This window comes from Eggerthella hominis, from assembly GCF_014287365.1.
In the GTDB taxonomy this organism is placed as follows: Bacteria; Actinomycetota; Coriobacteriia; order Coriobacteriales; family Eggerthellaceae; genus Eggerthella; species Eggerthella guodeyinii.
On record NZ_JACOOA010000003.1, the window covers coordinates 254,837 to 279,003 of the forward strand.

24 protein-coding genes are annotated in these 24,167 nt (G+C 66.2%); 16 read left to right on the forward strand and 8 right to left on the reverse strand.

The window, feature by feature from the left end:
* Nucleotides 1–112: 112 nt before the first annotated feature.
* The 4 genes from H8S61_RS08605 (at nt 113) to H8S61_RS08620 (ending at nt 4,365) form a co-directional block, all read left to right on the forward strand.
* Nucleotides 113–1,441 (forward strand): helix-turn-helix transcriptional regulator, encoded by a 1,329-nt coding sequence (locus tag H8S61_RS08605; RefSeq protein WP_186938696.1) that lies wholly within the window; start codon nt 113–115, stop codon nt 1,439–1,441.
* 117 nt (nt 1,442–1,558) lie between these two features.
* Complete coding sequence (gene rsmI, locus H8S61_RS08610) at nt 1,559–2,410, forward strand: 16S rRNA (cytidine(1402)-2'-O)-methyltransferase (protein WP_186938697.1); 852 nt, start codon at nt 1,559–1,561, stop codon at nt 2,408–2,410.
* Between the two features lie 9 nt (nt 2,411–2,419).
* Entirely contained in the window at nt 2,420–3,775 is a 1,356-nt protein-coding gene (locus H8S61_RS08615; protein WP_186938698.1) for an MATE family efflux transporter, read from the forward strand.
* Nucleotides 3,772–4,365 (forward strand): M48 family metallopeptidase, encoded by a 594-nt coding sequence (locus H8S61_RS08620; protein ID WP_186938699.1) that lies wholly within the window; start codon nt 3,772–3,774, stop codon nt 4,363–4,365. Before H8S61_RS08615 ends, H8S61_RS08620 begins: the two co-directional genes overlap by 4 nt.
* A 4-nt stretch (nt 4,366–4,369) precedes the next feature.
* On the opposite strand, the gene H8S61_RS08625 is transcribed toward H8S61_RS08620, so the two are convergent.
* Together H8S61_RS08625 and H8S61_RS08630 are read right to left on the reverse strand one after the other, a co-directional pair.
* Nucleotides 4,370–4,939: a helix-turn-helix domain-containing protein gene (locus H8S61_RS08625; protein WP_186938700.1), complete on the reverse strand. Its 570-nt coding sequence runs from the start codon at nt 4,937–4,939 to the stop codon at nt 4,370–4,372.
* 193 nt (nt 4,940–5,132) lie between these two features.
* The gene (locus H8S61_RS08630; protein WP_186938701.1) at nt 5,133–6,554 is read right to left on the reverse strand and encodes a response regulator transcription factor; all 1,422 of its coding nucleotides are present in this window, start codon (nt 6,552–6,554) and stop codon (nt 5,133–5,135) included.
* Nucleotides 6,555–6,740: 186 nt separating this feature from the next.
* Here H8S61_RS08630 and H8S61_RS08635 point away from each other — a divergent pair, with 186 nt between their 5' ends.
* Both H8S61_RS08635 and H8S61_RS08640 read left to right on the forward strand, forming a co-directional pair.
* Nucleotides 6,741–8,387 (forward strand): FAD-dependent oxidoreductase, encoded by a 1,647-nt coding sequence (locus tag H8S61_RS08635; protein WP_186938702.1) that lies wholly within the window; start codon nt 6,741–6,743, stop codon nt 8,385–8,387.
* 145 nt (nt 8,388–8,532) lie between these two features.
* Nucleotides 8,533–9,951, forward strand: a complete 1,419-nt coding sequence (locus H8S61_RS08640) for a DHA2 family efflux MFS transporter permease subunit (protein ID WP_186938703.1) — start codon at nt 8,533–8,535, stop codon at nt 9,949–9,951.
* Here H8S61_RS08640 and H8S61_RS08645 read toward each other — a convergent pair.
* Nucleotides 9,948–10,736 (reverse strand): alpha/beta hydrolase, encoded by a 789-nt coding sequence (locus H8S61_RS08645; RefSeq protein WP_186938704.1) that lies wholly within the window; start codon nt 10,734–10,736, stop codon nt 9,948–9,950. The two genes, H8S61_RS08640 and H8S61_RS08645, sit on opposite strands and share 4 nt — an antisense overlap.
* Before the next feature lie 198 nt (nt 10,737–10,934).
* On the opposite strand from H8S61_RS08645, the gene H8S61_RS08650 reads away from it, so the two are divergent.
* Both H8S61_RS08650 and H8S61_RS08655 read left to right on the forward strand, forming a co-directional pair.
* Complete coding sequence (locus H8S61_RS08650) at nt 10,935–11,249, forward strand: DUF6442 family protein (protein ID WP_160941280.1); 315 nt, start codon at nt 10,935–10,937, stop codon at nt 11,247–11,249.
* Nucleotides 11,250–11,258: 9 nt separating this feature from the next.
* Complete coding sequence (locus tag H8S61_RS08655) at nt 11,259–11,510, forward strand: helix-turn-helix transcriptional regulator (protein WP_114544954.1); 252 nt, start codon at nt 11,259–11,261, stop codon at nt 11,508–11,510.
* Nucleotides 11,511–11,523: 13 nt separating this feature from the next.
* Here H8S61_RS08655 and H8S61_RS08660 read toward each other — a convergent pair whose 3' ends face one another.
* Both H8S61_RS08660 and H8S61_RS08665 read right to left on the reverse strand, forming a co-directional pair.
* A complete protein-coding gene (locus H8S61_RS08660) occupies nt 11,524–11,868 on the reverse strand; it encodes a GIY-YIG nuclease family protein (RefSeq protein ID WP_186938705.1) in 345 nt (114 codons plus the stop codon).
* Nucleotides 11,869–11,983: 115 nt separating this feature from the next.
* Nucleotides 11,984–13,294 carry a lipase family protein gene (locus H8S61_RS08665; protein ID WP_186938706.1) on the reverse strand — a complete coding sequence of 437 codons (1,311 nt, stop codon included), beginning with the start codon at nt 13,292–13,294 and terminating at the stop codon, nt 11,984–11,986.
* A 379-nt stretch (nt 13,295–13,673) separates the two neighbouring features.
* On the opposite strand from H8S61_RS08665, the gene metG reads away from it, so the two are divergent.
* The 6 genes from metG to H8S61_RS08695 all read left to right on the forward strand — a co-directional run bounded on the left by metG (nt 13,674) and on the right by H8S61_RS08695 (nt 19,082).
* Nucleotides 13,674–15,263: a methionine--tRNA ligase gene (metG, locus tag H8S61_RS08670; RefSeq protein WP_186938707.1), complete on the forward strand. Its 1,590-nt coding sequence runs from the start codon at nt 13,674–13,676 to the stop codon at nt 15,261–15,263.
* 70 nt (nt 15,264–15,333) lie between these two features.
* Nucleotides 15,334–15,636 carry a nitrate ABC transporter substrate-binding protein gene (locus H8S61_RS08675; RefSeq protein WP_160941276.1) on the forward strand — a complete coding sequence of 101 codons (303 nt, stop codon included), beginning with the start codon at nt 15,334–15,336 and terminating at the stop codon, nt 15,634–15,636.
* Nucleotides 15,637–15,654: 18 nt separating this feature from the next.
* Nucleotides 15,655–16,308 (forward strand): TatD family hydrolase, encoded by a 654-nt coding sequence (locus tag H8S61_RS08680; protein ID WP_186938708.1) that lies wholly within the window; start codon nt 15,655–15,657, stop codon nt 16,306–16,308.
* 5 nt (nt 16,309–16,313) lie between these two features.
* On the forward strand, nt 16,314–16,934 hold the full coding sequence (locus tag H8S61_RS08685) for a flavodoxin family protein (protein ID WP_186938709.1): 621 nt from the start codon (nt 16,314–16,316) through the stop codon (nt 16,932–16,934).
* Nucleotides 16,931–17,854 (forward strand): 16S rRNA (adenine(1518)-N(6)/adenine(1519)-N(6))-dimethyltransferase RsmA, encoded by a 924-nt coding sequence (gene rsmA, locus H8S61_RS08690; RefSeq protein WP_186938710.1) that lies wholly within the window; start codon nt 16,931–16,933, stop codon nt 17,852–17,854. The genes H8S61_RS08685 and rsmA overlap by 4 nt, the downstream gene beginning before the upstream one ends.
* Before the next feature lie 277 nt (nt 17,855–18,131).
* Entirely contained in the window at nt 18,132–19,082 is a 951-nt protein-coding gene (locus H8S61_RS08695) for a serine hydrolase domain-containing protein (RefSeq protein WP_186938711.1), read from the forward strand.
* Between the two features lie 7 nt (nt 19,083–19,089).
* Here H8S61_RS08695 and H8S61_RS08700 read toward each other — a convergent pair whose 3' ends face one another.
* Nucleotides 19,090–19,275: a hypothetical protein gene (locus H8S61_RS08700; protein WP_160941271.1), complete on the reverse strand. Its 186-nt coding sequence runs from the start codon at nt 19,273–19,275 to the stop codon at nt 19,090–19,092.
* Between the two features lie 100 nt (nt 19,276–19,375).
* The gene (locus tag H8S61_RS08705) at nt 19,376–20,863 is read right to left on the reverse strand and encodes a YfcC family protein (RefSeq protein WP_154332983.1); all 1,488 of its coding nucleotides are present in this window, start codon (nt 20,861–20,863) and stop codon (nt 19,376–19,378) included.
* A 258-nt stretch (nt 20,864–21,121) separates the two neighbouring features.
* Here H8S61_RS08705 and H8S61_RS08710 point away from each other — a divergent pair, with 258 nt between their 5' ends.
* On the forward strand, nt 21,122–21,466 hold the full coding sequence (locus tag H8S61_RS08710; protein WP_154332984.1) for a Veg family protein: 345 nt from the start codon (nt 21,122–21,124) through the stop codon (nt 21,464–21,466).
* A gap of 157 nt (nt 21,467–21,623) precedes the next feature.
* Entirely contained in the window at nt 21,624–23,036 is a 1,413-nt protein-coding gene (locus H8S61_RS08715; RefSeq protein WP_186938712.1) for a response regulator transcription factor, read from the forward strand.
* Nucleotides 23,037–23,048: 12 nt separating this feature from the next.
* On the opposite strand, the gene H8S61_RS08720 is transcribed toward H8S61_RS08715, so the two are convergent.
* Complete coding sequence (locus H8S61_RS08720; RefSeq protein WP_186938713.1) at nt 23,049–24,026, reverse strand: FAD:protein FMN transferase; 978 nt, start codon at nt 24,024–24,026, stop codon at nt 23,049–23,051.
* Between the last annotated feature and the right edge of the window lie 141 nt (nt 24,027–24,167).

The following is a 24,167-nucleotide window of genomic DNA, read 5'->3' on the forward strand; positions in this document are numbered from 1 at the left end:
GGCGGATGCGTTGCAACGTGCGAAGGACGTGCGATCCTCGGCGCACCCGAGCGGGATTTCACTGCGGTGGTTCTACTTCGGATTGTGGACGCTGTACGTTTGGCGTCTTTGGATGAGCAACAACTTCGGGCCGCTGCCCGTTCCGATGACGTGGCAGTGGCTGTTCGGCGTGATGTCGATCGTGTTCCTTGTTGCGATTGTCGGCGCGCTGTGGCGCCGCCATGCCGGCTTGCCGGTTGGCGGTGCGAGACTGGTTGGCCCGGCGCCTGCATGGGCGGCGGCGGGGCTTATGGCGGTGTCCACGGCGTTTGCGGGTGCGACGGCCATCTGCCCGGCAGCGCTTGCGCAGGGGCTTGCGGCGGCATCGCTGGTTGTAGGCGGCGTGGGCGTGGCGTGCGCCTATGTGCAATGGGGCGTGTTCCTGTCGCTGGTGGACGTGAAGGCTGCCGTTGCGTACCTGTTCGGAGGGGGCATCGTCGCTTCTGTGGCGAAAATGCTCCTGTTCTTCCTCCCGCTGCCCGTCGTCGTTCCCGTCATAGCCTGCTTGCCCCTGCTGTCGGCTTGGTGCTTGCTCCGATCGGTGGGAAACGTGCCGCGCAGCGAGCGCCCGCGCGTTCGGTTCCACGCGAAAAGCTACCTCGGCCTCTGGAAGGTTGCGGCGGTCATCGTCTCGTTCAGCCTGGCGAATGCCGTTCTGCTCTCGCTGTTCAAAGGCCCGGCTGAAACCTCGTCTCCTCTGTTGTTCGCCATCGGCAGAACCGTTGAGGTCGCATTCTCCGCGTGCGTGCTTTTGTGGGTGTTTCGCTGGAAGCGATCGTTCGACTTCGCGCAGCTATGGCGGTTCATCCTATTCGCCTTGGGCACCGTGTTGCTGTTGAACGTGCTGGTGGAAGAGGTGAGCTTTGAGGACGCGCTCATATCGGCGTCCTTCAACTTCATCACGCTGTTCGTTTGGCTGACATGTGCGGACATTTCCCGCAGAAGCGATTTGGGGGCAGTGCTCGCGTTCTCGTGCGGATGGTTGGCCTATACGGTGCCGTTGTTCGGCGGGGCGGTGCTGGCCGCCGCGTTCTCGCTCGGCCAGTATGACGACTACAAAATGGCCTTCGTGCTCATGTATGCGATGGCCGTCGTCATCGCGGTGTGCTTGAGCGACCGCGATTCAGGCATGCGGTTCTTGTTCTCGGATCTGAACGCGCGGAGTCTTGAGCCGGAGGATTTCTCGTCCATCGACGAGAGATGCGCTGCTTTGGGCGCGCGGCGCGGCTTGAGCCCGCGCGAGTTGGAGATCATGCAGCTCATATGCAAAGGGCGCTCGAAAGCCTACATAGCCGAGACGCTGTTCATCGCCGAGAGCACCGTCAAGGGCCACACGAAGCATCTGTATGCGAAACTCGACGTGCACAGCAAGCGCGAGTTGCAGGATTTGGTAGGCGCATAGCTTTCTGCGTTCTCGGCTGTGCCCTTTCCGTCGAGAGCGTGGGGCGCGCGTTTGCCAAGGGGGCTTGCATGCCCGACAATGGACGGCATGACAAACGCACGACGCGGAAGGACCTCCATGGCTGGCAAGCTCATCATCTGCCCGACGCCCATCGGCAACCTGGGCGACATGACCGAGCGCGCGCTCGAGGCGCTGCGCTCGGCCGACGCCGTGTGCGCCGAGGACACGCGCGTCACGGGCAAGCTGTTGGCCGCCTACCGCATCGAGAAGCGGATCGAGCGCTTGGACGAAGCGCTCATCGGCGAGCGAGCGGCCTCGCTCGTGGAGCGCGTCGGCGCGGGCGAGGTGATCGCCTACTGCTCCGACGCCGGCATGCCGGGCGTGTCCGACCCGGGGCTGCGCCTCGTGCGCGCGGCGCGCGATGCCGACGTGCCGGTGGAGGTGCTGCCGGGCCCCACCGCCGTCGCGACGGCGTACGTGGCCAGCGGCAGCGCGAACCCGCGCTTCTACTTCGGCGGCTTCTTCCCGCGCAAGGACGCCGAGCGGCGCGCCACGGTGGAAAGCCTGCGCGCGCTCGACGCGGCGCTGCTGTTCTACGAGAGCCCGAACCGCCTCGTGGCGGCGCTCGACGCGCTCGCCGCCGTGCTGCCGCATCGCGAGATCGCCGTGTGCCGCGAGCTGACGAAGCTGCACGAGGAAGTGGTGCGCGGCCCGTTGCCGCAGGTGCGCGACGTGTTCGCGGCGCGCGAGCAGGAGGGTGCGGGCATCAAGGGCGAGATCGTGCTCGTGATCGACGGCCCGAGCGCCGCCGAGGACGCCGCTGCCGAGCAGGACGCCGAAGCCGCCGCGCGCGAGCGCGCCGTCGAGCTCAAGGCCGCGGGCGCGCGCAACAAGGAGATCGCGCGCGCCATCGCCGAGGAGTTCGGCATCGCGCGCAACGCCGCGTACGATATCGCGCTGGGAGCATAGGCGGCGGGCGTGGCGCGCGAAGCGAGCATAGCCGGAGCCTCGTCGATGGCGCGCCCGTTCGCGCGCTACGTGTCGCTTAACGTGCTGGGCATGGTGGGCCTGTCGGCGTACATCCTGGCGGACACGTTCTTCATCGCGAACGGGGTGGGGTCGGACGGCCTCGCCGCGCTCAATTTCTCCATCGTGCTGTACACGGTGCTGCAGGCCACGGGCCTCATGCTGGGCATCGGCGCTGCCACCGAGTTCCAGGTGTGCGCCGCGCGCGGCGACCGCGTGGGAGCGAACCGCGTGTTCACCACGGCGCTCGTCATGGCGGCCGTCGCGGCGGCGGTGCTGCTCGTGGTCGTGGAGGCGTTCGCGTCGCCGATGTCGTCGCTGCTCGGCGCCGACGAGGTGACGCTGCCGCTGACCGAGACGTACCTGCGCACCATCTTCGCGTTCGCTCCGCTGTTCCTGCTGAACAACGTGCTGCTGCCATTCGTGCGCAACGACGGCAGCCCGCAGCTGTCCATGGCGGCCATGCTCGTGGGCAGCCTCGGCAACATCGCGCTCGATGCGCTGTTCATCTTCGGGTTCGGGTGGGGCATGTTCGGCGCGGCGTTCGCCACGGGGTTCGCCCCGCTCATGAGCCTGGCGGTGCTGTCCGTCCACTTCTTCAAGAAGCGCAACACGTTTCGCCCGGTGCGCCTGCACCTGCGCGCGCGGCTCGTGGGGCACATCGCTGCGCTCGGGTTCTCGTCGTTCGTGGTGGAGTTGTCGGGCGGACTCGTGCTGCTCGTGCTCAACCTCGTCATCCTCGCGTTCGAGGGCACCATCGGTGTGGCGGCCTACGGGGTGGTGGCGAACTTCGCGTTCGTGGCGAACGCCCTGTTCGTGGGCATCGCCCAGGGCATCCAACCGCTGGCCAGCAACGCGTACGCGCGCGGCAGCACGCGCGACGTGCGCGCGGTGCTGCGCCTGGCGCTGCTGACGGCCCTCGTCATCGCCACGGTCACGTACGCGGCGGTGGCGCTCGCCGCCGAGCCGCTGGCGCTCGCGTTCAACCGCGACAACGACCCGCAGCTCACCGCGCTCGCCGTGGACGGCATGCGCGTGTACTTCCTCGGGTACTTCTTCGCGGGCGCGAACATCGTGGCGGCGGCGTTCTTCAGCGCGGTGGAGAAGCCGGCGCGCGGCCTGGCCATCTCCATCGTGCGCGGGCTCCCGGCCATGCTCGCGTTCGCCGCCCTGCTGGCGGCGCTGTTCGGCATGGCGGGCGTGTGGGCCACGTTCCCCGCGGCCGAGGCGGCCACGTTCGCGCTGACCGCCGCGTTCCTCGTGCGGTTCGTGCGCGGCTCGCGCGAGCAGCGGGCGGTGGCCCCATGAGCCCGCGGGCGCGCTCGGGGCGCACGCAAACGCAGGCGTCGCAGGCGCCCGTCGAGCTCGTGGTGGACGGCCTGGTCGTGCGGCTCACGCGCAAGCGCATCAAGAACCTCAACCTGCGCATCCATCGCAGCGGCGGCTTCGTGGAGGTGTCGGCCCCGACGTACGTACGCGATCGGGACGTGGAGCGGTTCGTGCGCGAGAAGCGTCCGTGGATCGACGCGAAGATCGCGCAGGTCGCCGCATCGCCGGCCGCCGTGGCGGCCGAGGCTGCGCCGGAGCAGGTGGCGGCGTGGCGCGCCGTGGTGGAGGCGTGCGTGCCCGCGCTCGTGGAGGCGTGGGAGCCCATCATGGGCGTGAAGGCGGGCAAGCTGGCGTACCGCAACATGACGAGCCGGTGGGGCAGCTGCCAGCCGTCTACGGGCCGCATCTGCATCAACGTGCGCCTCGCGCTCTACCCGCCCGAGTGCCTCGAGTACGTGGTGGTGCACGAGCTGTGCCACCTGCTGGAACGCGGCCACGGCCCCCGCTTCAAGGCCCTCATGGACACGTTCATGCCCGACTGGCGCGCTCGTCGCTCGAAGCTGCGGTGACGGCTCACCCGACCCAGATTCTCACACGCTCGCCCTCGTCGTGGTCGGTCACGTCGACGATGGTGCCCAGCTCGCCCTCCTCGACGGCGCGCAGGATGGCCTCCAGGTCGAAGCCTTCCAACGCCGTGTTGTTCGCGATCGCCGGTTGGGCGAGGGCCACGTTGGCGGCGAATTTGACGATGGACAGCGGTATGGACACGTCCACGTTGTCGCCCTCGCGCCCGCCCGTCACCTGGATGTGGACCCAGGCGTTCTTGGATGCGGTCGACGGGCGGGACGTCGGATCGGCCGCAGTTGTTGGGGTTGCCGCCGCGGGTTCGCTCGCGGCGGCGGCGTCCGCTGCGCCTTCGGCCGGCGCGCCCGCCGATGCCGCAGCTCCCGTGAGCAGCTCGTCGACGGTCGTTTCCAGCAGCCTCGCGAGCGGGGCAAGCAGCGTGACGTCGGGGTAGTTCAGATCGTTCTCCCACTTGCTGACCGCCTGAGCGCTCACGCCCATCTCGCGCGCTAGGCGCTCCTGCGTCATCCCTTTCGCCAGACGGCGTTGGGCGATTCTTCTTCCGATGGATTCCTGCATGGCTCGTTCCTTTCGCGTCGGCTCGATGCGGCACGCCCATCATCGCGGAAAACGGCGCGCAAGGAAAGAACGTATCCGTTGCGCGCGCACTCGTTGAGCGATTTCCCTCCAAACTCAACCCCCGGTTGTGCGCCCGCGCCCGCCCCAGCGCCCGCCCAACCGCCGCATGCGACGGCCGAGCGGCGGCAAGGGCTCACGCAGGAGGCCTCCGATCCTGCTCGATGAGGTCGATCAGCTCCTGCTTGTTGTGTATGCCCAGCTTGGCGTATATCCTGCGCCGGTAGGTTTTCACGGTGTTTTCGGAAAGGTAGAGCGTTTCGGCGATGTACGGGGTTGAACGTCCTCTGATCAGCAACATGAGCGTATCGAGTTCGCGTGCGGTCAGCTTGCACTTCTTGGCAAGTGCGCTGCATCGCTGCATGTCCGATGCCTTGGAAACGCGCTCTCGCTTGCTGATTTCGGACGTGAGGAACTGCATTCCAGGAGAGCGCGCCGGCAGCAGAAAGACGATGACGAACAAAATGACGAACAGGAGAACCGACGAAAGCGATACGTTCTGGGGAACGATATGGAAGTAGGTTACGAACGATCTCACCGACCAATCCAGAATGGATATGATCGCATAACCTCCGGCTATCACGACCGATGGGGCGTAAGCGCTCCTGCGCGCCAATCGGATAAGGAAGTAGATCAGGAAAATGAACACCGGCTGCGAGGAGGCGCTCAAAAATACCTGGACGATGCTTGTGGCTCCGAAGAGTGACATGGCCAGCAGCCCGATGCCGAGGCAGAAATAGGCGACTTGCCAGAAGAACGTCCAATCGATGGATCGTTTGAGCCTGACCGTCCAATGCAGCATGAACACGCTGAATCCTATGTCGATAGCCTGGGCTAGCAGCAGCTGCCAGGGAGACGAGCTGCCTGCTAAAGCGAAGTGTCCAACGTTCAGATTGAGGGCGACGTTGAGGAAGGACCACAGGACGAAGAACACGATAATGGCGAGCAGCGTTTGCCAGAGCGAGAAGAACGTGCGCATCGTGTAAGGCTCCTGTAGGCGCGCGTTCTGCCGAGAGACGTCCTTTTCCCGTAAGGCGATCGTGGTCGCCGCCGCGATGATGCCGATGAGGCAGGGGGAGATCGCGGGAAGAAGGCCCGTGGCCACCTTCACGACCGAGATGCAGATGATGCCTACCAGCATGCATGTCAAGTCTTCGCGAGCATCCTTCGACGCGTAGTGGGTTCCCCAGCGGGAGACGACCCAGGCAAGAAATGCGCCAGCGCATATCGCACCCACGATGAGGATCGACTTGTTGCTAGCCCATGTCCCGTTCGAGAGGATGGCGACGGAGGCAAGTCCTGCCAGGCACAATCCAATGTCGAGCGTTCTGGTAACGAATTTCGAGAGTCGGAAACGCCACAGCATGACGGCGAACAGGATGCAGGCGACTCCGCAAAACCCAAAGTAATTGAGCCACCAGAGGTCTCCCGCATACAAAAACAAGCGGTAGCTTATCCAGTAGCCTACGCTGTACCAGCCCCAGAATCCTATGGATTCCGCAACGTACGCCAATCCGCTCGGCATCGGCAGAACGATCTTCTTGCGTTTTGGCCCCATGGCTCCACCCTCCCCAGCTTTTATAGTACAGCACGCGAAACGCGGTATCGAAAAATGTCTCCTTTTCGGGTGACAGCTTTTTTGGATTGTCTCCTTTTCGCACTCATGCGAGCAAGCGCTTCGACTCTAGCATGGTCGCTGAGCCGCGAAGCTGAGCGGTAGGAGCTGAAGGGAAAGGGGAGCGTCATGACCGATTCGTTGTTTCAAACCAGGAGGAGCTTCATCAAAGCGGCTGGAGCGGCGACGCTCGGAGCGCTTGCGCTTGGAGCAACGGGGTGCGCCGCAAAGAACCCGGAAAACGATGCGGCCTCCTCGGTGGCGGATATCGCATGGGACGAGGAGTGCGACGTTCTCGTGGTGGGAGGGGGTGCCGCTGGCATGGCGACGGCGATTGCCCTTTCCGAGGCGGATCCTGCCCTCAAGGTTCTCCTGCTGGAAAAAGGAGGATCGGAGCTGGGCAATGGCAACAGCATTTTCTCGTCGGGCGTCATTTTCACGGGCGAGAACGCTGCCGACATCTTCGAATACCTGAAAGAGCTGCGTGGGGAATATTCGGGAACGCCGGATGAGGTCCTCAAAGCCTTCGCGGAGGAGATAGTCGGGCACAAGGAATGGCTGTTCGGCCTGGGCGCTTCGCAAACCATGATCAAGGATTACCCGGGGCACGGGTGCGAATGGTGCGAACTGCCCCACGCGTTCGCTTCGAAAGCCGTCCTTTTCGACAAGGAAGATCCCGATGGGATGACCCATGTGGTGAAGTTCCTCGATTCGGTGCTGCAGAAGAAGGGGGAGGTTGTCGAGCGCAAGACGAACGCGCCGCTGACGGCGCTCGTTCAGGACCCGGAGGGTGCGTCCGTGATAGGCGGCGTCTACGAAGACGGTTCGAAGAGCGTGTACGTGAAGGCGAACAAAGGGGTCGTCATGACGTGCGGAGGTTTTGAAAACGACGAGGTTATGAAGCAGGATTACCTGTCGTATCCGCGGTCGCACCCTGCTGCCGGCGTGTGCAACACCGGGGACGGCCACCGTATCTGCGGCAAGTTGGGTGCCGATATGTGGCACATGAACAGTTATGCCGGCGGGTGGAACAATGCCGTTAAGCTCGACGGTTCGGAGATGGCTCCGTACCGCATGCTCAAGAAGAACCAGGGTATCAGCGTCGGGGTGAACGGCCGCCGCTACTACATGGACTGGGACGGCACCACCATGTACAAAGATTGGGCCGGCACCGATCTCTCGCTGAACTACGGATGCCGACATGGTCATCAGAACGTCGGCGGTGATTGGAACCATGTGCAGCAGCCTGTCGTTTCCTGGTTCGTATTCGATAGCAATGGGCTGGCGAACAGCGCCTACCTGGGTAAATACGCTTCAACGAACACGCTGCAAACGCAAACTCAGACCACGCAGAACGAGTTCGAGGTCGATCCTGTCGCCGACGGTTACGGCTATGCCGCCGATAGCATCGAAGAGCTGGCAAGTCTCATGGGCGTCCCTGTTGAGGAGTTGACGAACACGATCGCCGTTTGGAACGATGCGTGCGCTGCGGGCGATGACACCCAGTTCCATCGTCCTGCCGATACGCTCGTGCCTATCGACGAGCCGCCGTTCTATGCGGTGAAATGCCTTCCCGAAGTGCTCAACACCGATGGAGGCCCGCGCCGCAACGAGAAAGCGCAAATCCTCGATTTGGACGGAAATCCGATCCCTCGCTTGTATTCGGCTGGCGAGTTCGGGTCTGTTTGGTGCGACAAGTACCAAGGTGCCGGCAATATCAGCGAATGCCTCGCGTTCGGTCGGATTGCTGCGCGCAGCATAGTGGAAGAAGGCTAGAACGAGCCCTGTCTTATGCGGTCGGTGCATTCCCTCCCTTGCGCTGACGCGTTGATGCGGGGAGGCTTGCCGTTCGGCGGGCCTCCCCGCTTCGTTGCGCGCCCGTTCTTCTCGTGCCTCTTGCACGCGCTGCTATCATGGGGGTATGGAGCGAACGAACCCAACAGATCGGGAGGTCGACGGGCTGCCGAAACGGCAGCGCACCGTGGTGCTCGCGGTCATGATGGCCGGCACCACCGCCGCGTGCATCTCGCAGAGCATGATGATCGCCGCGCTGCCCACCATCATGCACGAGTACGGCGTGAACGCCTCGCTCGGCCAGTTGCTCACCACGTCCTACATCTTCACGCTCGGGCTCATCTCGGCCATGACGGCGTACCTCGTCCATCGCGTCAACTCGAAGAACTTGTTCATTGCATCCATGGTGTGCTTCGTCGCGGGTTGTGCGGCCGCGCTCGTGGCGCCGAACTACCCGCTGCTGCTGATCTCGCGCCTGCTGCAAGCCGGCGGCGCGGGCATCGCGCTGCCGCTCATCCAGGTGGTGGCTCTGTCGGTGTATCCGAAAAGCGAGTACGGTCGCGCGATGGGCCTCGTGGGCCTCATCATCGGCTTCGCGCCCGCCATCGGCCCCACCGTGTCGGGTTTCCTCATCGACTTCTGGGGATGGCGGTCGGTGTTCGTGGTGCTGGGCGCCGTGACGGTGGTCGTCGTGGCGCTCTCGTTCTTCGTGCTCACCGACGCGGTGAAGCGCGAAGGGCCGCGCGAGCGCTTCGACGTGCCGTCGGGCCTGCTGTACACGGTGGGCTTCTGCGCCATCATGCTGGGGACGACGGTGATGGAGTCCGACGGCGCTTTCGACCCCGTGTCGCTGGCGGCGCTCGCGGGCGGGGCCGGGGCGCTCTTCGCGTTCGCTCGCCGCCAGCTGCGCATCGAGCATCCGCTGCTCAAGCTCTCGTGCTTCCGCAACCGCACGTTCGCCGTGTCGACGATGCTCGTGATGGTGTCGCAGATGGCGTTCATGGCCGGATCCATCATGGTGCCGCTGTTCGTGCAGGACGTGCAAGGCGGCAGCGCCACGGTGTCGGGGCTGACCATCCTGCCGGGCGCGGTGCTGCTGGGGTTCTTGAACCCGGTGACGGGGCGGCTGCTCGACCGCCATGGCGCGCGGCCCCTCATCGTGGTGGGGAGCATCGTTCTCGCGGCGGGCACGCTGGCGTTCGCGGCTTGCGACGCGAGCACGCCCGAGTGGGCGGTGACCGTGCTGTACGGCGTGCGCACCGTGGGCGTCGCGTGCCTCATGATGCCGATGACCGCCCACGCGTGCGCGGCGCTGCCTCTCGAGGACATCGCGCAGGGCACGGCCATCATCACGTCGTTCCGCCAGATCTTCGGCGCGCTCTCGTCGTCGGCGCTCATCGCCGTCATGGCCTGGACGTCGGCCAACGAGCTGGGCGTGGACGCCTTCGGCTTCGGTGTGAGCTTCGAAGTGCAGGCGGCCCTCATCGCGGTGGGTTTCGTTGCCGGCATGGCGTTCCTGCCGCGGAAGGGACGCGCGAAGGGCTAGGAGCGGGCGGTTTCGATGTAGGCGTCGATGGCGTCGGCGGTTTGGGTTTGCTGGTCGGCGGGGGTGATGGTGGCCTCGCCGTCGCCGCTTTGCGGGCCATAGGTGCCGAAGCTCGCATGGTTGCCGCCTTCGATCTCCACGGTTTCGGCCCCCTCGGGCAGCAGGTCGGCGTTGTCCTCGAGCTTGGTGCGGTTGAGCACCTGGTCGTTCGAGCCGTAGAGCGAGATGACGCCCAAGTCGGTGTCCGACAGGTCGCTGGCAGAATAGGAACCCAGCAGCACGAGGCCGTCGAGCGCGCCGTCGTCGGCATGGTCGGCCGCGTACTGCGCCGCCATCGAGCCGCCGAGCGAATGGCCGCCCACCCACCACGCGTCCACGGCGGGGAAGTCCGCGCGCACCCGGTCGGCGGCGTTGATGTCGAAGAAGGCGAAGTTGAACGGCATCTGCACCACCACGGCCAGGTAGCCGCGATCGGCCAGGTCGCGCATGAGCGGCGCGTATGCGCTGTACTCCACCTTCGCGCCGGGGTAGAACACGAGGCCGACCTCCGCGTCGGGGTCGCCGAACGCCAGGTAGTTGGTTCCCTGTTGGACGGGCAGCGCCTCGGTGGACACGAGGTTGCGGTGGTTCGCGTCGAGGTCGTGGTACGAGTCGCTCGCGTACGCGAAGAACGCGGCCGCCAGCACGCACAGCAGGATGGCGAGGGCCGCCAGCACGACGACGAGCTTGCGCGGCTTGCGACGCGGCACGGCCTCGGCCGGGGATGTGGGTTCGTTCGTTTCCATGACGGATATGGTAGCAAAAGAACCGCGCTTGCGGTTCCGCGCAGGGTTCCGGATGCACAACGTCTGGCTTGCGTTTTCCCATCGTGTCAAGTATACTTGTCACTGTGATAAGAAAACTTGGCAGAATGAGCGAACGAATGTTTCACGTGAAACATTGAAACATTCGGAGGCGAAGGCGGCGCGGCGGGGAGGTGCGGCATGGATAAAGACGAGATCCTCGAGAAGAGCCGGCGGGACAATGGAGACGTCGACGAACGGTTCAAGCTGATGCAGTGGCGTGCAAGCTACGTCATGGTCACGGTGATGCTGGTGGTGTGGGCGCCGCTGTTCGTGTGGGATTCCCTTCACGGTCAGAGCACGGACGTGTCGTTCGCCATCGTCATGTCGGGCATAGCGGCCATGAACTTCTATCAGTATTACCAGTTCCGCTACAAAACCGCCCTCGGGGTGGGCATCCTGGTGACGCTTGCAGTCCTCGGCATGATCGTCCACCACGTTCTCGCCACGATGTAGGGTTGCCTGATGATCAAACTACCGTCCCTCGGGTTCGACGATGTGCACGACAACGACGGCGAGCTCGAACTCTGCAACCGGTTGAAAGCGGCGCGCGCCGAGGCGGGGCTGTCGCAGCTCGAGCTCGCGCGGCTCGTGGGCGTGTCGCGCCAGACCATCTCGTCCATCGAGACGGGGCTGTTCAACCCCACGGCGAAGCTGGCTCTCGTCCTGTGCATCGCGCTCGACAAGAAGTTCGAGGACCTGTTCTACTTCGAGTAGGCCCGCCCGCGGCTCACTTCCAGATCTTGCGGGCGGCGGGGTCTGCGGCCAGCAGCAGCTCGCGCAGCACCTCGAGGTCGTCGGCTTCCACGTCTGCGGGGTCATCGTACTCGAGCGTGTCCACCACGGCGAACGCGAAGCCGTCTTCGCCGTGCTCGTTCCACAGCTGCTGCAGCGGGCGGTTCGGGTGTCTGCCCCCGTCCAGCTTGGCTCGCAGGCTGTTGCGCTCCTTGGCCGCATCGCGGGTGGTGCCCAGAAAGCGCTCGCCCGTGGCGATGCAGCGCAGCTCCACCACGCCCATGTCGGGGCGGCGGCTCTTGTATGCGTCTCGCAATTCCTTGCGTCGGTCGGTTTGCATGCGTATCACCTCGCAGCCTACGGTATCGCATACGCCCCCGCAGCGCAATCTACGGATCGTCGACGGCGGCGCCAGCGTCGACGCACTCCCGCCCCCCCCGCCTCGCAACCGCGCGTCAGGCGGCTTCGGCGTGCGCGGAACCGGCCTGCATCCAGGCGATGTACGTGTCGGGGTAGTGGGCGGTGAGCACGGCCGACAGGTCGAGGCCGATGAACGACCGCACGGCGCCCATGATGCCCAGCGGGCTGGCCAGCACGTCGAGGGTGGGCACGTGGTTGGACGCCGTGGAGCCGAACGCGCTCAGCGCGCTCAGCGCGTCCTCGTCGCATCCCAGTGCGTAGCCGGTGTTGCGCTCGTAGGCGGTCTGCACGACGGCGTACGAGTCGTCGAAATCGTCGCTCGCGGTGCTCGGCAGGGTGATCTTGGAGCCGTAGCGCCCGAATCCCCAGGAGGATAGCGGCAGCTGCGTGACGATGTCCGCCTCGTTCACCACGTTGAAGATGTTGCCGAACGCCTCGTCGTGCCGGTCGGCCGCGCGCGTGGCGCACGGGGCGGCGAACGTGTAAGCGTAGATGCCCGACGAGGGCGCCAGCGCCGAGACGTCGTCTTCGGGCGCGTCGAGGTCGGCGGCCAGCAGGTTCGCGATGGCCCCGCCGCGGCTGTGCCCCGTGATGAGGATGCGCGTGTGGGCCGGGTCGAGGCCCAGCTCGTGCGCGTAGGAGCGCACCGCTTCCTCAACCTCTTCCTCGGCGGCCTTGAACCCGCGATGGTCTGCTTCGCCCGCGCTTTGCCCGAGGAAGTTGAAGTTGCTGAGCCACTCCGCGCCGTACGTGCCGCGGATGCCCACGAACAGCAGCGTGACGGGCTGCCCGTCCTGCTCTGCGGCGATGGTCTTGCTGGCCAGCGTGTACGCGGCCACGTCGCTCGACCCCATCAGCAGCGAGCTCACCTCGTCGAGGATGCTGCTGCGCATCGCGTACGACTCGGTGCGCACGTCGTGGAACCCCAGCGCACCCAGCGTCCGCTCGACGTAGGGCACCGATCCGGCCACGCCGTCGTAGTACTGCGATTCGGAATTGCACACCGCCGCCAGCACCGAGCAGGCTGTGGCCAGGTCGTGCTGGTAGGTGCGGGCGTCGCGGAAGAACCAGGAGTCGTCGAACGTCATCTGCGTGGACGTGCGCCCGGACGGGTTGGCCGGGTCGAGGGCGGCCACCACCCCGCTGCAGTATTCGGCGGTGACGGTGCTGCGCGGCGTCGGCGAGACGTACGCGACCTCGGCGCTCGCGTCGGCATGCGCGACGGGGACGAGGCCCGACTCGTAGCCCAGGTAGCGCAGCTGCACCATGAACAGGGCGATGAGGAGGAAGCATCCAAGCAGGGAGCCGAGCACCGATGCGAAGCGTCGCACGGGGTTCGTCTGCATCGTCTCCTCCTTCGCCTTCGGGTGCCGTCGGACGCCGGCGGTCGGGTAACCTTCGTTGCAGCCAGTATACGGTGCCGTGCCGCCTTGGTGACCGATCCTCACACAACGCAAGTGAAACTTAAGCGTGCTGTAAGCATTTCTTAAGGTTCGGAACGCTGTGCGGTAAGGAATGGGCGCCCCCGCGTGAAACATTCGCGCGCGATCTGCGCGGACGCTTGGGAGAAGGGCGGCTCGTGCTAGAATAGCCAGTTGCCACCAACCGATGCCGAACGTCGGCTGGTGGGTTTTGTCCCGGCACGCCGCATCATGAGCGGCAACGCCCGAAAACCGGCCGACGAGGCATCATGCGCCGCGCGGCCCCGAGATGTGAGGAAACACCATGTCAAAGGGAACCTACTCGTTCACCACCCCCATCTACTACGTCAACGCGGCCCCGCACCTTGGCACGGCGTACACCACCATCGCGGCCGACACCGTGGCGCGCTACCAGCGCATGAACGGCTACGACGTCGCGTTCGTCACGGGCATGGACGAGCATGGCCAGAAGGTGGCCGACACGGCCGCCGCCAAGGGCATGACCCCGCAGGACTGGTGCGATTCCATGGAGCCCGCGTTCCGCGACGCGTGGGACATGCTGGGCATCACGTACACCGACTTCGTGCGCACCACCGAGCCGCGCCACGCCGTTACGGTGCAGAAGTTCTGGCAGGAGCTCTACGACAAGGGCTGGTGCTACAAGGGCAGCTACGAGGGCTGGTACTGCGTGCACGAGGAGACGTACTACGTCGAGAGCGACCTCGAGAAGAACGACGAGGGGCAGCTCGTGTGCCCCGACTGCAAGCGCCCCGTGCAGAAGGCGGGCGGCGAGGAGAACTGGTTCTTCAAGCTGTCCGAGTTCGGCGACAAGCTGCTGGAGTTCTACGAGGAGAACCCCGACTTCATCCGTCCCGAGACGCGCAAGAACGAGATCGTGTCGTTCGTGAAGAGCGGCCTGAAGGACCTCTCCATCAGCCGTTCCACGTTCGACTGGGGCGTTCCGCTGCCGTTCGACGAGGGCCACGTGGCCTACGTGTGGGCCGACGCGTTGCTGGCGTACCTCACCGGCATCGGCTACGGCGACGAGGGCGCGCGCGCCGGCGAGTTCGACCGCCGTTGGCCCATGCAGTACCACTTCGTGGGCAAGGACATCACGCGCTTCCACTGCGTCATCTGGCCGGCCATGCTCATGGCGGCCGGGCTGCCCATCACCCACACGGTGTTCGGCCACGGCTTCCTGCTCACCAAGGGCGAGAAGATGTCGAAGTCGAAGGGCAACGCCCTCAAGCCGGCCGACCTGTGCAAGGTGTTCGGCGTGGACGCGTACCGCTACTACTTCATGAGCGACGTGCAGTTCGGCTCCGACGGCTCCATCTCCATGGAGCGCATGGTGCAGGTGTACAACGCCGATCTGGCGAACACCTGGGGCAACCTGTGCAGCCGCGTGTTCAACATGACGAAGAAGTACTTCGACTCGGCTGTGCCGGAGGTGCCCGCCGAGGTGCTGGCGAAGGAGAACCCGCTGCGCGCGATCTCCGACGAGCTGTACGCCGAATACGACGCCGCCCTGGGCGCCGCCGACTTCACCCGTGCCGCCGCCGCGGTGCAGAAGCTGGCCGGCCGCGTGAACCTGTACGTGGAGGAGAGCGCGCCGTGGAACCTCGCGAAGAGCGAGGAGACCGCGGCCGAGCTGGCCGAGGTCATCTACAACGCGCTCGAGGCCATCCGCATCATCGCGCTGTACATGGCGCCGCTCATGCCGAACACGTCGGCCGAGGTGTTCCGTCGCCTGTCGCTGGGCGACGTGGCGGCCGTCACGGACGTCGAGGCGGCCACGGCCTGGGGCCAGCTGCCCGCCGGCAACCCGGTGGAGATCGGCGACCCCCTGTTCCCGCGCCTGGACATGGACGCCATCGATTTGTCGATGGAATAGCCTTGGTCCGCCGGCCTGCCGGCCGGCGGAACCGCCTTTGCTTGGCCCGCGATGTAGAAAGGACGCGACCATGACCGACGAACAGCACGCGGAGCCCGTCTTCGACGACCCGCTGTTCCGCCAGAAGCGCAAGCACGGCACGTACCGCGTGGTCGACGCCCCGCAGCTCGAAGGGCCGGTGGCGGACACGCATACGCACGTGCAGCTGCTGCCCGACCCATCCTACGCGCTCGCGCGCTGCGCGGCGCACCAGGTGGAGTTCGTCTGCACCATCGTGGACGTGTTCGAGGACGGCTCCACCACGTTCGACCGCCTGAACTCGTGGCGGTTCGAGGCCGCCGCCGCGGCCAAGCGCTTCGTCGGCTGGACGTGAAGCGACCCGTTCCCGCGCGTGCCGCGGGTCCGCATCGCCGTCGGCTGCCATCCGCATAACGCGAAGTTCTACGACGACGGCCTCGAGGCCGAGCTGCGTCGCCGGCTCAAGGACCCGCGCGTGGCGGCGCTCGGGGAGATCGGCCTCGACTACCACTACGACTTCTCGCCGCGCGACGACCAGCGCGCGGCCTTCCGCCGCCAGATCCGCCTGGCGAAGGAGGCGGGGCTGCCCATCGCGCTGCACCTGCGCGAGGCGCACGACGAGGCGCTGGCCATCATGCGCGAGGAGGGCTTTCCCGAGGCGGGCACGCTGCTGCACTGCTTCAACCTGGACTGGGCCACGCTCGAGCCGTGGGTGGAGGAAGGGTGCTACGTGGCGTTCGGCGGCGCGCTCACGTTCAAGAACGCGGACGACACGCGCGAGGCCGCGGCCCGCGTGCCGGCGGACCGCCTGCTCACCGAAACCGATGCGCCGTACATGACGCCCGAGCCCATGCGCGGCATGACCTGCCTGCCCGATCACGTGCTGTTCACGGCGGAGCGGCTGGCCGAGGCGTGCGGACGGGCGCCCGGAGCGCAGCGCGAGGAGTTCCTCGCCCAGCTCATGGCCAACGCGCGCGAACTGCTGGATCGCCCGGCGACCGCCTGGCAGAAGAACGAAGGAGCGTGACGCTTGTGAAGCGACTCATCATCAGCGGGTCCCCCCGGGCACGGGGGCGCAGCGCGGGCGTTGCGGAGGCCGTCCGCTTCGCGTTCGAGGAGGCTGCCCCCGACGACCGCGTGGAGCTCGTGTCGCTTGCGGACGTGCGCATCTCCCCCTGCACGGGATGCGAGACGTGCGCCAGCAACAAGGGCCGCAACGAGCTGTACTGCATCATCTCCGACGACATGCTGCGCGTGCGCGAGCAGCTGAACGCCTGCGACGAGCTCGTGGTCGTGTCGCCCGTGTACTTCGCGGGCGCTCCGTCCCAGCTCAAGGCGTTTCTCGATCGTCTGCAGCCGTACTTCTACGCCAACTGGCGCGCCAAGCCGAAGCGTCCGGCCAGCCTGTACGTGGTGGGCGAGGGGGGCGACCCGCACGGGTTCGGCCCGCTCGTGGGCGAGGTGCGCTCGGCGCTGGCCGTGGCGGGCTTCGCGCTGGAATCCGTGCACGACTGGGTGGGCCTCGTCAGCGCCGACGGTGCGCTTCCCTCGGGCGCCGACGTGTTCGAGGGCGGCCGCGTGCACCCCGCTTCGGCGTACACGTGCACGGGCCCCGAGGGCACGTTCCCGCTCGGGGCGGGGCAGGCCCGATGACGAAGCTCTCGCCGTTGGCCAGCGTGTCGGAGACGCGCGCCGTCCTGGAGGCGCACGGCCTGTCCACCAAGTACTCGCTCGGCCAGAACTTCCTCATCAACGACGCCATCCTGCAGAAGATCGTCGCGCTGGCCGACCTCGCGCCCGACAACTACGTGCTGGAGGTGGGGCCGGGCATCGGCACGCTCACCATCGCGCTTCTGAAGAACGCCGGGCGCGTGCTGTCGGTTGAGCGCGACCCCGACCTGCCCGCCGTGCTGGCCGAGACGCTCGCGCCCTGGTCCGAGCGGTTTGCCCTGATCAGCAAAGACGCGCTCGATTTGACGATGGACGACCTGCGCGAGGCCGGCGCCCCGTCGGGCACGTTGCCCGACAAGTTCGTGGCGAACCTGCCCTACGCGGTGGCCGCCACCGTGGTGCTCGACTACTTCGAGCAGTTCGCGTCGCTCGACAGCGCCACCGTCATGGTGCAGAAGGAGGTGGCCGACCGCATGGCCGCCGTCCCGGGCACGAAGAACTACGGCGCCTACACGGTGAAGCTGCGCCTGCACGCCGAGCCCGCGGGGCGCTTCGGCGTGGGGCCGGGCAACTTCTTCCCGCCGCCGCGCGTCGAGAGCGCCGTGCTGCGCCTTGACCGCCGCCCGGTCTTCGACGACGACGGCGCGCAGCTCGACGCGGACGCCATCGCCGCCGCCTGCACCATGGCCGAGGCCGCGTTCGCCACGCGCCGCAAAACGCTGTCGAACTCCTGCAAAACCTACTTCGCCGGTCGCGGCCCGCAGGGGGCCGCCGTCATCGCCGAGCTCCCGCAGCTGTTCGAGCGCGCCGGCGTCGATCCCAGGCTTCGCGGCGAGACCCTCGACCTCCCCGCGTTCGTCCGCTTGGGCCGCGCCTACCAGCAGCTCGGCACGCCAGCCTGACCCTGTGCGCGAAATCGCGCCTCGATGTGCTGAAAAATCGGGTTTTTGGCAATTTCTCCGGTCGCTGAGGGCTCGGCGACCGTGCTGGAAGAATCATGACCGGGGGTTTCTTCGGGACGAGGTTCGTTTCGCGGTGCCGAAACCCGAAGAGGATTGCCAAAAACCCGATTTTTCTGCACATCGCCCTGCAATTCAGTGCGCCATTCGCGGATCCTTTCTGGTTGCAATCCATTTTTAATGCCCTTAAGCTGGGGAAACTCAAGCGAAAGGGACTCCGATGGACAACAAGCTAGACGACAACATAGCCGGCATCGTCGTGCTGAAAAACGGTGCGATGGTGCACGAGGCGTACGACAACGGATGCGACGAAACCACGGCCATCCACGGGTACTCGGTCACGAAAAGCGTGGTCGCGCTGCTGTTCGGCATCGCGCTGGACCAAGGCCTCCTCGAAAGCGTCGACCAGCGCGTGCTCGACTTCTTCCCGGACTACGCGGTCAAGCGCGGCGAGCGCACCATCCAACGCATCACCCTGCGCGACATGCTCACCATGACCGCGCCGTACAAGTATCGCTTCGCCCCCTACGCGAAGTACTTCGCCAGCGACGACTGGGTGCGCGCGTCGCTCGACCTGCTGGGCGGCAAGGGACGGGTGGGGGAGTTCCGCTACGCGCCGCTCATCGGCCCGGACATCCTCACGGGCGTCCTCGCGCGGGCGACGGGCCGGCCGGTGCTCGCCTTCGCGCGGGAGCACCTCTTCGGCCCCCTCGGCATCGACGTCGCGGGAAGCATCGCGTTCGAGAGCAAGGAAGACCAGCTCGCGTTCAACAAGGCGAAGGGCGTTAGCGGCTGGGTGTCCGACCCGCAGGGCGTGAACACCGCGGGCTGGGGCCTCACGCTCACGCCGCGCGACATGGCGAAGATCGGCAAGCTGTGCCTCGACGGCGGCACCTGGGGCGGTCGCCAGCTGGTGTCCCGGGCGTGGCTCGACGAATGCCTGCGCGAACACGCGCGCTGGAAGAAGATCGACCAGGGCTACGGCTACCTGTGGTGGATCGTCGATGCCGGCGAGGGCGCCTGCGCGGCCCTCGGCGACGGCGGCAACTGCATCTACTTCAACCGTGAGAAAGGCCTCGTCGTGGCCATCGCCTCGCTGTTCAAACCCCGCCCCAAAGACCGCATCGACCTCATCAGGACAAGCATCGAGCCGAAGTTCGCGTACGCCTAAGCAAGCGCTACTTCGCGCCGCCGAGCTTCTTCGCGCGGACGGCCTTGCCTTTGCCGCACTTGGGCTTCGCGAGGGGGCAGTGCTTCTTGCAGCACGGGCACACGCAGCCTTCCAGCGCGACGGCGGCCGTGGCCTTCGCCGCTTTCGCCTTCTTCTTCGCTGCTTTCTTTTGCTTGTGCTCCTTCGAGCTCACGGGCTTGTCCTTTCGCGCGTCGTCGTGAGCTCATTCTAGCATGCGTGCACGACGACGCCCGAGGCCCCTCCGCGGGCGGCAGGCCCCGGCGGCCCTGGCCCTACAGCAGCATCATCGCGATCGTGAGGATGACCACGCTGGCCAGCCCGATGACCACGATGGGCACGGCGGCCCATTTCAACCACGTGGGGTACTCCACCTTCGCCATCATGAGGCCGGGCAGGAACGCGGCGGTGGGGCTGAACAGGTTCGCCAGGCCGTTGGCGGCCACGAACAGCATGACCACCACGTCGGGCGAGAACGACAGCGACGAGGCCAGCGAGCCCATGATGGGCATCGACAGCGTGGCCAACGCCGACGACGACGTGATGATGAACGACAGTCCCAGGAAGATGAGGAAGCTGACGGGCGCGAACACGGCGGCACCGGCGCCTTGCAGCACCTGCGACACGTTGTCGAGGATGACCACGTCGAGGTGCGTCGACTCCATGAGGATGGCGATGGCGCGCGCGAGGCCCACGACGAGCGCGACGCCCACCATGTCGGCCGCGCCGTCGATCCACGTGTTCACCAGCTTGCTCTCGGACATGCGCGCCACCACGCCGATGACGATGGACATGATGAGGAACCACACCGACGCGTCCTTGAAGTACCATTCGCCCAGCGGCGCGCCCGTGATCCACGCGCTCCACGGCAGCACCGTCCACGCGCCGGCCGCCTCGTCGTACACGCCGCCCAGCGTGAACAGGTCAACGCCGAAGTTCTGCCAGGGGATGAAGCCGACGATCATCACGAGGAACGCCAGCCCGAACAGCGCGAGCGCGATAGCCTGCACGCGCGTCATGGCCGGCGTGCTCGCGTCCTCCTGCGCTTCGGCCCCTTCCTGCGCCTCGGTGCCGAACGCCTGCTCCATGGCCTTCTGCTCCTGCAGCGAAAGGATGGTGGAGCCCTTGTCGGCCTTCACCTTGCGCGCGTAGCGCATGACGAAGAACACCGCGATGGCGTACGACACCGCCAGCAGGATGAGGCCGAGGATGATGGTGTTGCCCGTGTTCACCTCGATGCCCGCTTGCCGCAGCGTGTCGATGGCCACGCCGTTCGCGAAGGGGTCCACCGTCGCGCCGAGGCAGCCCACGCCCGCGCCCAGCAGCACCGTGGCCGAGGCCACCATGGTGTCGAAGCCGGCCGCCACCATGGTCAGCGACAGCAGCGCGTAGAACGGCACCGCCTCTTCGCAGAAGCCGTACGAGCTGCCCAGCAGCGCGAAGATGGCCATGATGATGGGGATGAGCAGCAGCTCGTGACCCTTCATCTTGCGCACGAGCGCGGTGATGCCCGCGTCGAGCGCGCCGATCTTCGTGACGATGCCCAGGCAGCCGCCCAGGATAAGCAGGAAGAACGAGATTTCCGCCGCGTCGATGAGGCCCTCCACCGACGAGTCGAGCACCTCGGGCAGCGTCGCCGCGCTGATGCTCGGCGTGAAGAACGAGCAGATGACCGTGATGATGGCCACCGCGAAGATGATGATGAACAGGATGCTGTACGAAGACAGCGGTTCGCGCTGCTTCTTGTCGGTCGATCGAGCCATGGTGTCCCCTTTGTGGCGGTATCCGCGATGGGAAGAGTATAGGTTGCCCACCGGGCGAAGGGGACCAAAACACTAAGCTTCAACTGGTGTTTTAGGATTGGGGCAGGCACGTATCCCACCTGCGGATACCTGTTTGGAAGACAAGTCAATTGTTATGGATTTGGGGACAATCCGTGCAGATTCTGTAGAGTATTGACTTAGATGGTATAATTTTAGGCTGTCATTTCTGCACACTGGCATACGCGAGAAAGAGTGAGCATGGATTTAGCGAAACAAGCCAAAATCGTCGACTCCATTCATGATACGTTACATGACTTCGTCGGTCAACGCCTGAAAGTTCGGGCCAACATGGGTCGTTCGAAAATCGTCGAGAGCGAAGGCGTTCTCATGCAGGTGCACCCGCAGCTGTTCATCCTCGAGGTGGACCGCAAGCGCGGCCGCACCTCCCGCCAGTCCTACCAGTACGTCGACGTGCTGACGGGCATGGTGGAGCTTTCCCAGAACGGCGAGCCGCTGTTCGAGCCGTTCGTGCCCGAGTCTGCCGAGGGCGTTCCCGCGGCGGAAAGCGTGGACGAGCAGGAAGAGGAGAAGGTCCTGTCCTAACGGCTCAGGGCTGGTTCCGGCAAAGGCACGGGTGTCGCGGTTGCGGCACCCGTTTTTGCATTCTAGGGAGAGTTCCTCTGCCGCGCGGCGAGGTCAGCGTATAGAATAGCGGGATGAAGCCGAGCCGGAATCGGCATCGACGCAGGAGGAGGGGATCGTGGCGCAAGACCAGGCGAAGGAAGGCGTGCGCTTGCCGTACGTGCTGCGGCATTTCGACGTGTCGTACCTGGGCATCTGCGCGCCGCACGTGTGGATCTACTGCGTGGCGCATCGCGCGGGCCTCGACTTCGGCGGCGTGGTCACCGGCATCCCCCTCTACATCGCGCTGTCGGCGTTCATGCTGGTGGTGATGCTGCTCGCCTGGAAGGGGAAGGCCAGCAGCATCGCGCCCAAGCTGGACTGGCCGCTGGCCGCGCTGCAGGCGGCGGCCACCTTGCTGCTCGTGGTGCCGCTTCCCGTCACGGGAGCCGCCAGCGCCACGGTGGCCGCGATCGCTGCGGGCATCGGCGTGGCGTGGCTGTACCTGCAATGGGCGCCGTTCTACGCGAAGCTCGCGATCCGCGATGCCATCGCCTGCATCTTCTGCGCCATGGCCGTGGGCTCCGCGCTCAAGGTGCCCATCGACCTGCTGCCGCCCGTTCCGGCTGCCGTCGTGCTCATGGCGCTGCCCTTCGCCTCGGCCGCGCTGGCGCGTCGCGCGCAGCGCAAGCAGCCGCCGGTGGAGCGCGCGCCGCGGCTGTTCTACGACGAGAACCCCACGTCCATCCCGTGGAAGATCATGTTCGGCGTTGCCGCGTACAGCCTGATCATCGGCGTGATCCAGGGTATGCCCATCGAGGCCGACCACACGCCGTTCTGGATGATGACGTCCGCGCACCACGGGGCCGAGATCGTCGTGGCGCTGTGCGTGCTGTGGTGGGTGTTCTCGAAGGGCGGCCTGCTGCGGTTCTCCAGCCTGTGGCGGGCGATCCTGCTGTTCACGGCCACGGGGCTGTTCTCCCTGCCCGTCATCGGATCGGCGTGGGCGGGCTGGGCGCTCGTGCTCATCTCCATCGCGCAGACGCTCGTGGTCATGCTGTTCTGGACGATGCTGGCCGACGTGGCGCACCACTCGCGCACGTCGCCCTACGTCATCTTCGGCTCGGGATGGATCGCCTACTCGCTGCCGTTCGCCCTGGGCGAGGTGGCCGGCAAGCTGGAGGGCGTGCACGGCGTGGGCGCCATGGTGCTGCAGGTGCTGGCGTACCTGCTGACCATCGCGGCCGTGTTCGCGCTCAACGAGGGGAACTTCTCGCAGCGCCGCATCTTCGCCGACCTCGAGGGACCCACCCCCGAGCAATCGATGTTCGCGCATATCGACGAGGGCTGCGAGCGCCTGGGCGCCGAGCGCGGCCTCACCGCGCGCGAGGTGGAGGTGCTGCAGCTGCTGTGCAAGGGCCGCTCGAAGAGCTACATTGCGGAAAGCTTGTTCATCAGCGAGAACACCGTGCGCTCCCATTCGAAGCACCTCTACGCCAAGCTCGACGTCCACTCGAAGCAGGAGATCCTGGACCTGATCGCGCGCGGGTAGGGCGGGCAGCGCCTACGCCTCGTGCACCGTCCCGTCCCGGTCCACGAACCACGCGCCCAGGATCGCCTCGTGCGCGCGGGCGAACGCCATGCCGCGTTCGATTCCCAGCGCCAGCAGGGTCGTCGAGAAGCCCTCGGCGTCGATCGAGCGGCGGGCCACCACGGTGGCTCCCGCGGCGTCCGTCGTCGCGGGGAAACCCGTCTTCGGGTCGAGGATGTGGTGGTAGAACGCGCCGTCGCGCTCGAAGCAGCGCTCGTACACGCCGCTCGTCACGGCCGAGGCGTCGCGCACGACCACGGCGCCCACGATGGCGTTCTTGTCGCGCGGATCCTGCAACCCCACGCGCCACGGGCTGCCGTCGGGCTTCTGACCGTGCGCCATCACGTTGCCGCCCAGGTTCACCACGAACGCGTCCAGCCCGTGCTGCGCCAGCAGCGCGGCCAGCTGGTCGGCGATCCACCCCTTCGCGATGCCGCCCACGTCCACGGCCGCTTGCGGGTCGGCCAGCTGCGCCCACGATCCGCCGCGTTCCCCGGCCTCGCTCACGCGCAGCGCCTTCCAATCCACGTGCGCCAGCGCCCGCTCCACGTCGGCGCGGTCGGGCACGACGCCCTCGTGGAAGTTCCACAGCCGCACCACCGAGCCCACCGTGACGTCGAACAGCCCCTCGCTGTCGGCGCAGTACCCGACGGCGGCGCGCAGCAGCTCCGCGGTGTCGTCGTGGACGGCCACGCGCTCGCCCGAGGCCGCGTTCAGCCGCGAGATGTCGGAGTGCGGCAGCGTGCGCGACAGCCGGCGCTCGAACGCGCGGCTCGCGGTGCGCGCCGCATCGAACGCGGGCGCGCACCGCGCGGCGTCGGCGTAGGCCTGCAAGGTGATGACCGTGTTGAACGCGTAGAACTGATGCGTCATCATGCCCGCGTCGTTGGGCCCGTGCGTCTCGTGCACGTCCTCGAGCGGAACGGGGTCGTATGCGTCGTGATATTCCATGCCGAACAGTATATCACCCGGTTCGTGTCATGGGGCAACCTGCGAAAACACCCGGTCCGTGTACTGTTCCGCCGCCCGCCTCCGCCGCATCATGGATCCATCGCAATCGGCCGGCGAGCATCCCCTCCCTGATCTCCCCGC

Bases quoted from the DNA above. Each gene is read 5' to 3' on its own strand.
- H8S61_RS08630 (WP_186938701.1), bottom strand. From the start codon at position 6,554: ATGGGGCCAAAACGCAAGAAGATCGTTCTGCCGATGCCGAGCGGATTG.
- H8S61_RS08675 (WP_160941276.1), top strand. From the start codon at position 15,334: ATGACCGACGAACAGCACGCGGAGCCCGTCTTCGACGACCCGCTGTTC.
- H8S61_RS08695 (WP_186938711.1), top strand. From the start codon at position 18,132: ATGGACAACAAGCTAGACGACAACATAGCCGGCATCGTCGTGCTGAAA.
- H8S61_RS08660 (WP_186938705.1), bottom strand. From the start codon at position 11,868: ATGCAAACCGACCGACGCAAGGAATTGCGAGACGCATACAAGAGCCGC.
- rsmA (WP_186938710.1), top strand. From the start codon at position 16,931: ATGACGAAGCTCTCGCCGTTGGCCAGCGTGTCGGAGACGCGCGCCGTC.
- H8S61_RS08720 (WP_186938713.1), bottom strand. From the start codon at position 24,026: ATGGAATATCACGACGCATACGACCCCGTTCCGCTCGAGGACGTGCAC.
- H8S61_RS08645 (WP_186938704.1), bottom strand. From the start codon at position 10,736: ATGGAAACGAACGAACCCACATCCCCGGCCGAGGCCGTGCCGCGTCGC.
- H8S61_RS08710 (WP_154332984.1), top strand. From the start codon at position 21,122: ATGGATTTAGCGAAACAAGCCAAAATCGTCGACTCCATTCATGATACG.
- H8S61_RS08665 (WP_186938706.1), bottom strand. From the start codon at position 13,294: ATGCAGACGAACCCCGTGCGACGCTTCGCATCGGTGCTCGGCTCCCTG.
- H8S61_RS08640 (WP_186938703.1), top strand. From the start codon at position 8,533: ATGGAGCGAACGAACCCAACAGATCGGGAGGTCGACGGGCTGCCGAAA.
- H8S61_RS08625 (WP_186938700.1), bottom strand. From the start codon at position 4,939: ATGCAGGAATCCATCGGAAGAAGAATCGCCCAACGCCGTCTGGCGAAA.
- H8S61_RS08620 (WP_186938699.1), top strand. From the start codon at position 3,772: ATGAGCCCGCGGGCGCGCTCGGGGCGCACGCAAACGCAGGCGTCGCAG.
- H8S61_RS08655 (WP_114544954.1), top strand. From the start codon at position 11,259: ATGATCAAACTACCGTCCCTCGGGTTCGACGATGTGCACGACAACGAC.
- H8S61_RS08605 (WP_186938696.1), top strand. From the start codon at position 113: ATGAGCAACAACTTCGGGCCGCTGCCCGTTCCGATGACGTGGCAGTGG.
- H8S61_RS08635 (WP_186938702.1), top strand. From the start codon at position 6,741: ATGACCGATTCGTTGTTTCAAACCAGGAGGAGCTTCATCAAAGCGGCT.
- H8S61_RS08650 (WP_160941280.1), top strand. From the start codon at position 10,935: ATGGATAAAGACGAGATCCTCGAGAAGAGCCGGCGGGACAATGGAGAC.
- H8S61_RS08705 (WP_154332983.1), bottom strand. From the start codon at position 20,863: ATGGCTCGATCGACCGACAAGAAGCAGCGCGAACCGCTGTCTTCGTAC.
- metG (WP_186938707.1), top strand. From the start codon at position 13,674: ATGTCAAAGGGAACCTACTCGTTCACCACCCCCATCTACTACGTCAAC.
- rsmI (WP_186938697.1), top strand. From the start codon at position 1,559: ATGGCTGGCAAGCTCATCATCTGCCCGACGCCCATCGGCAACCTGGGC.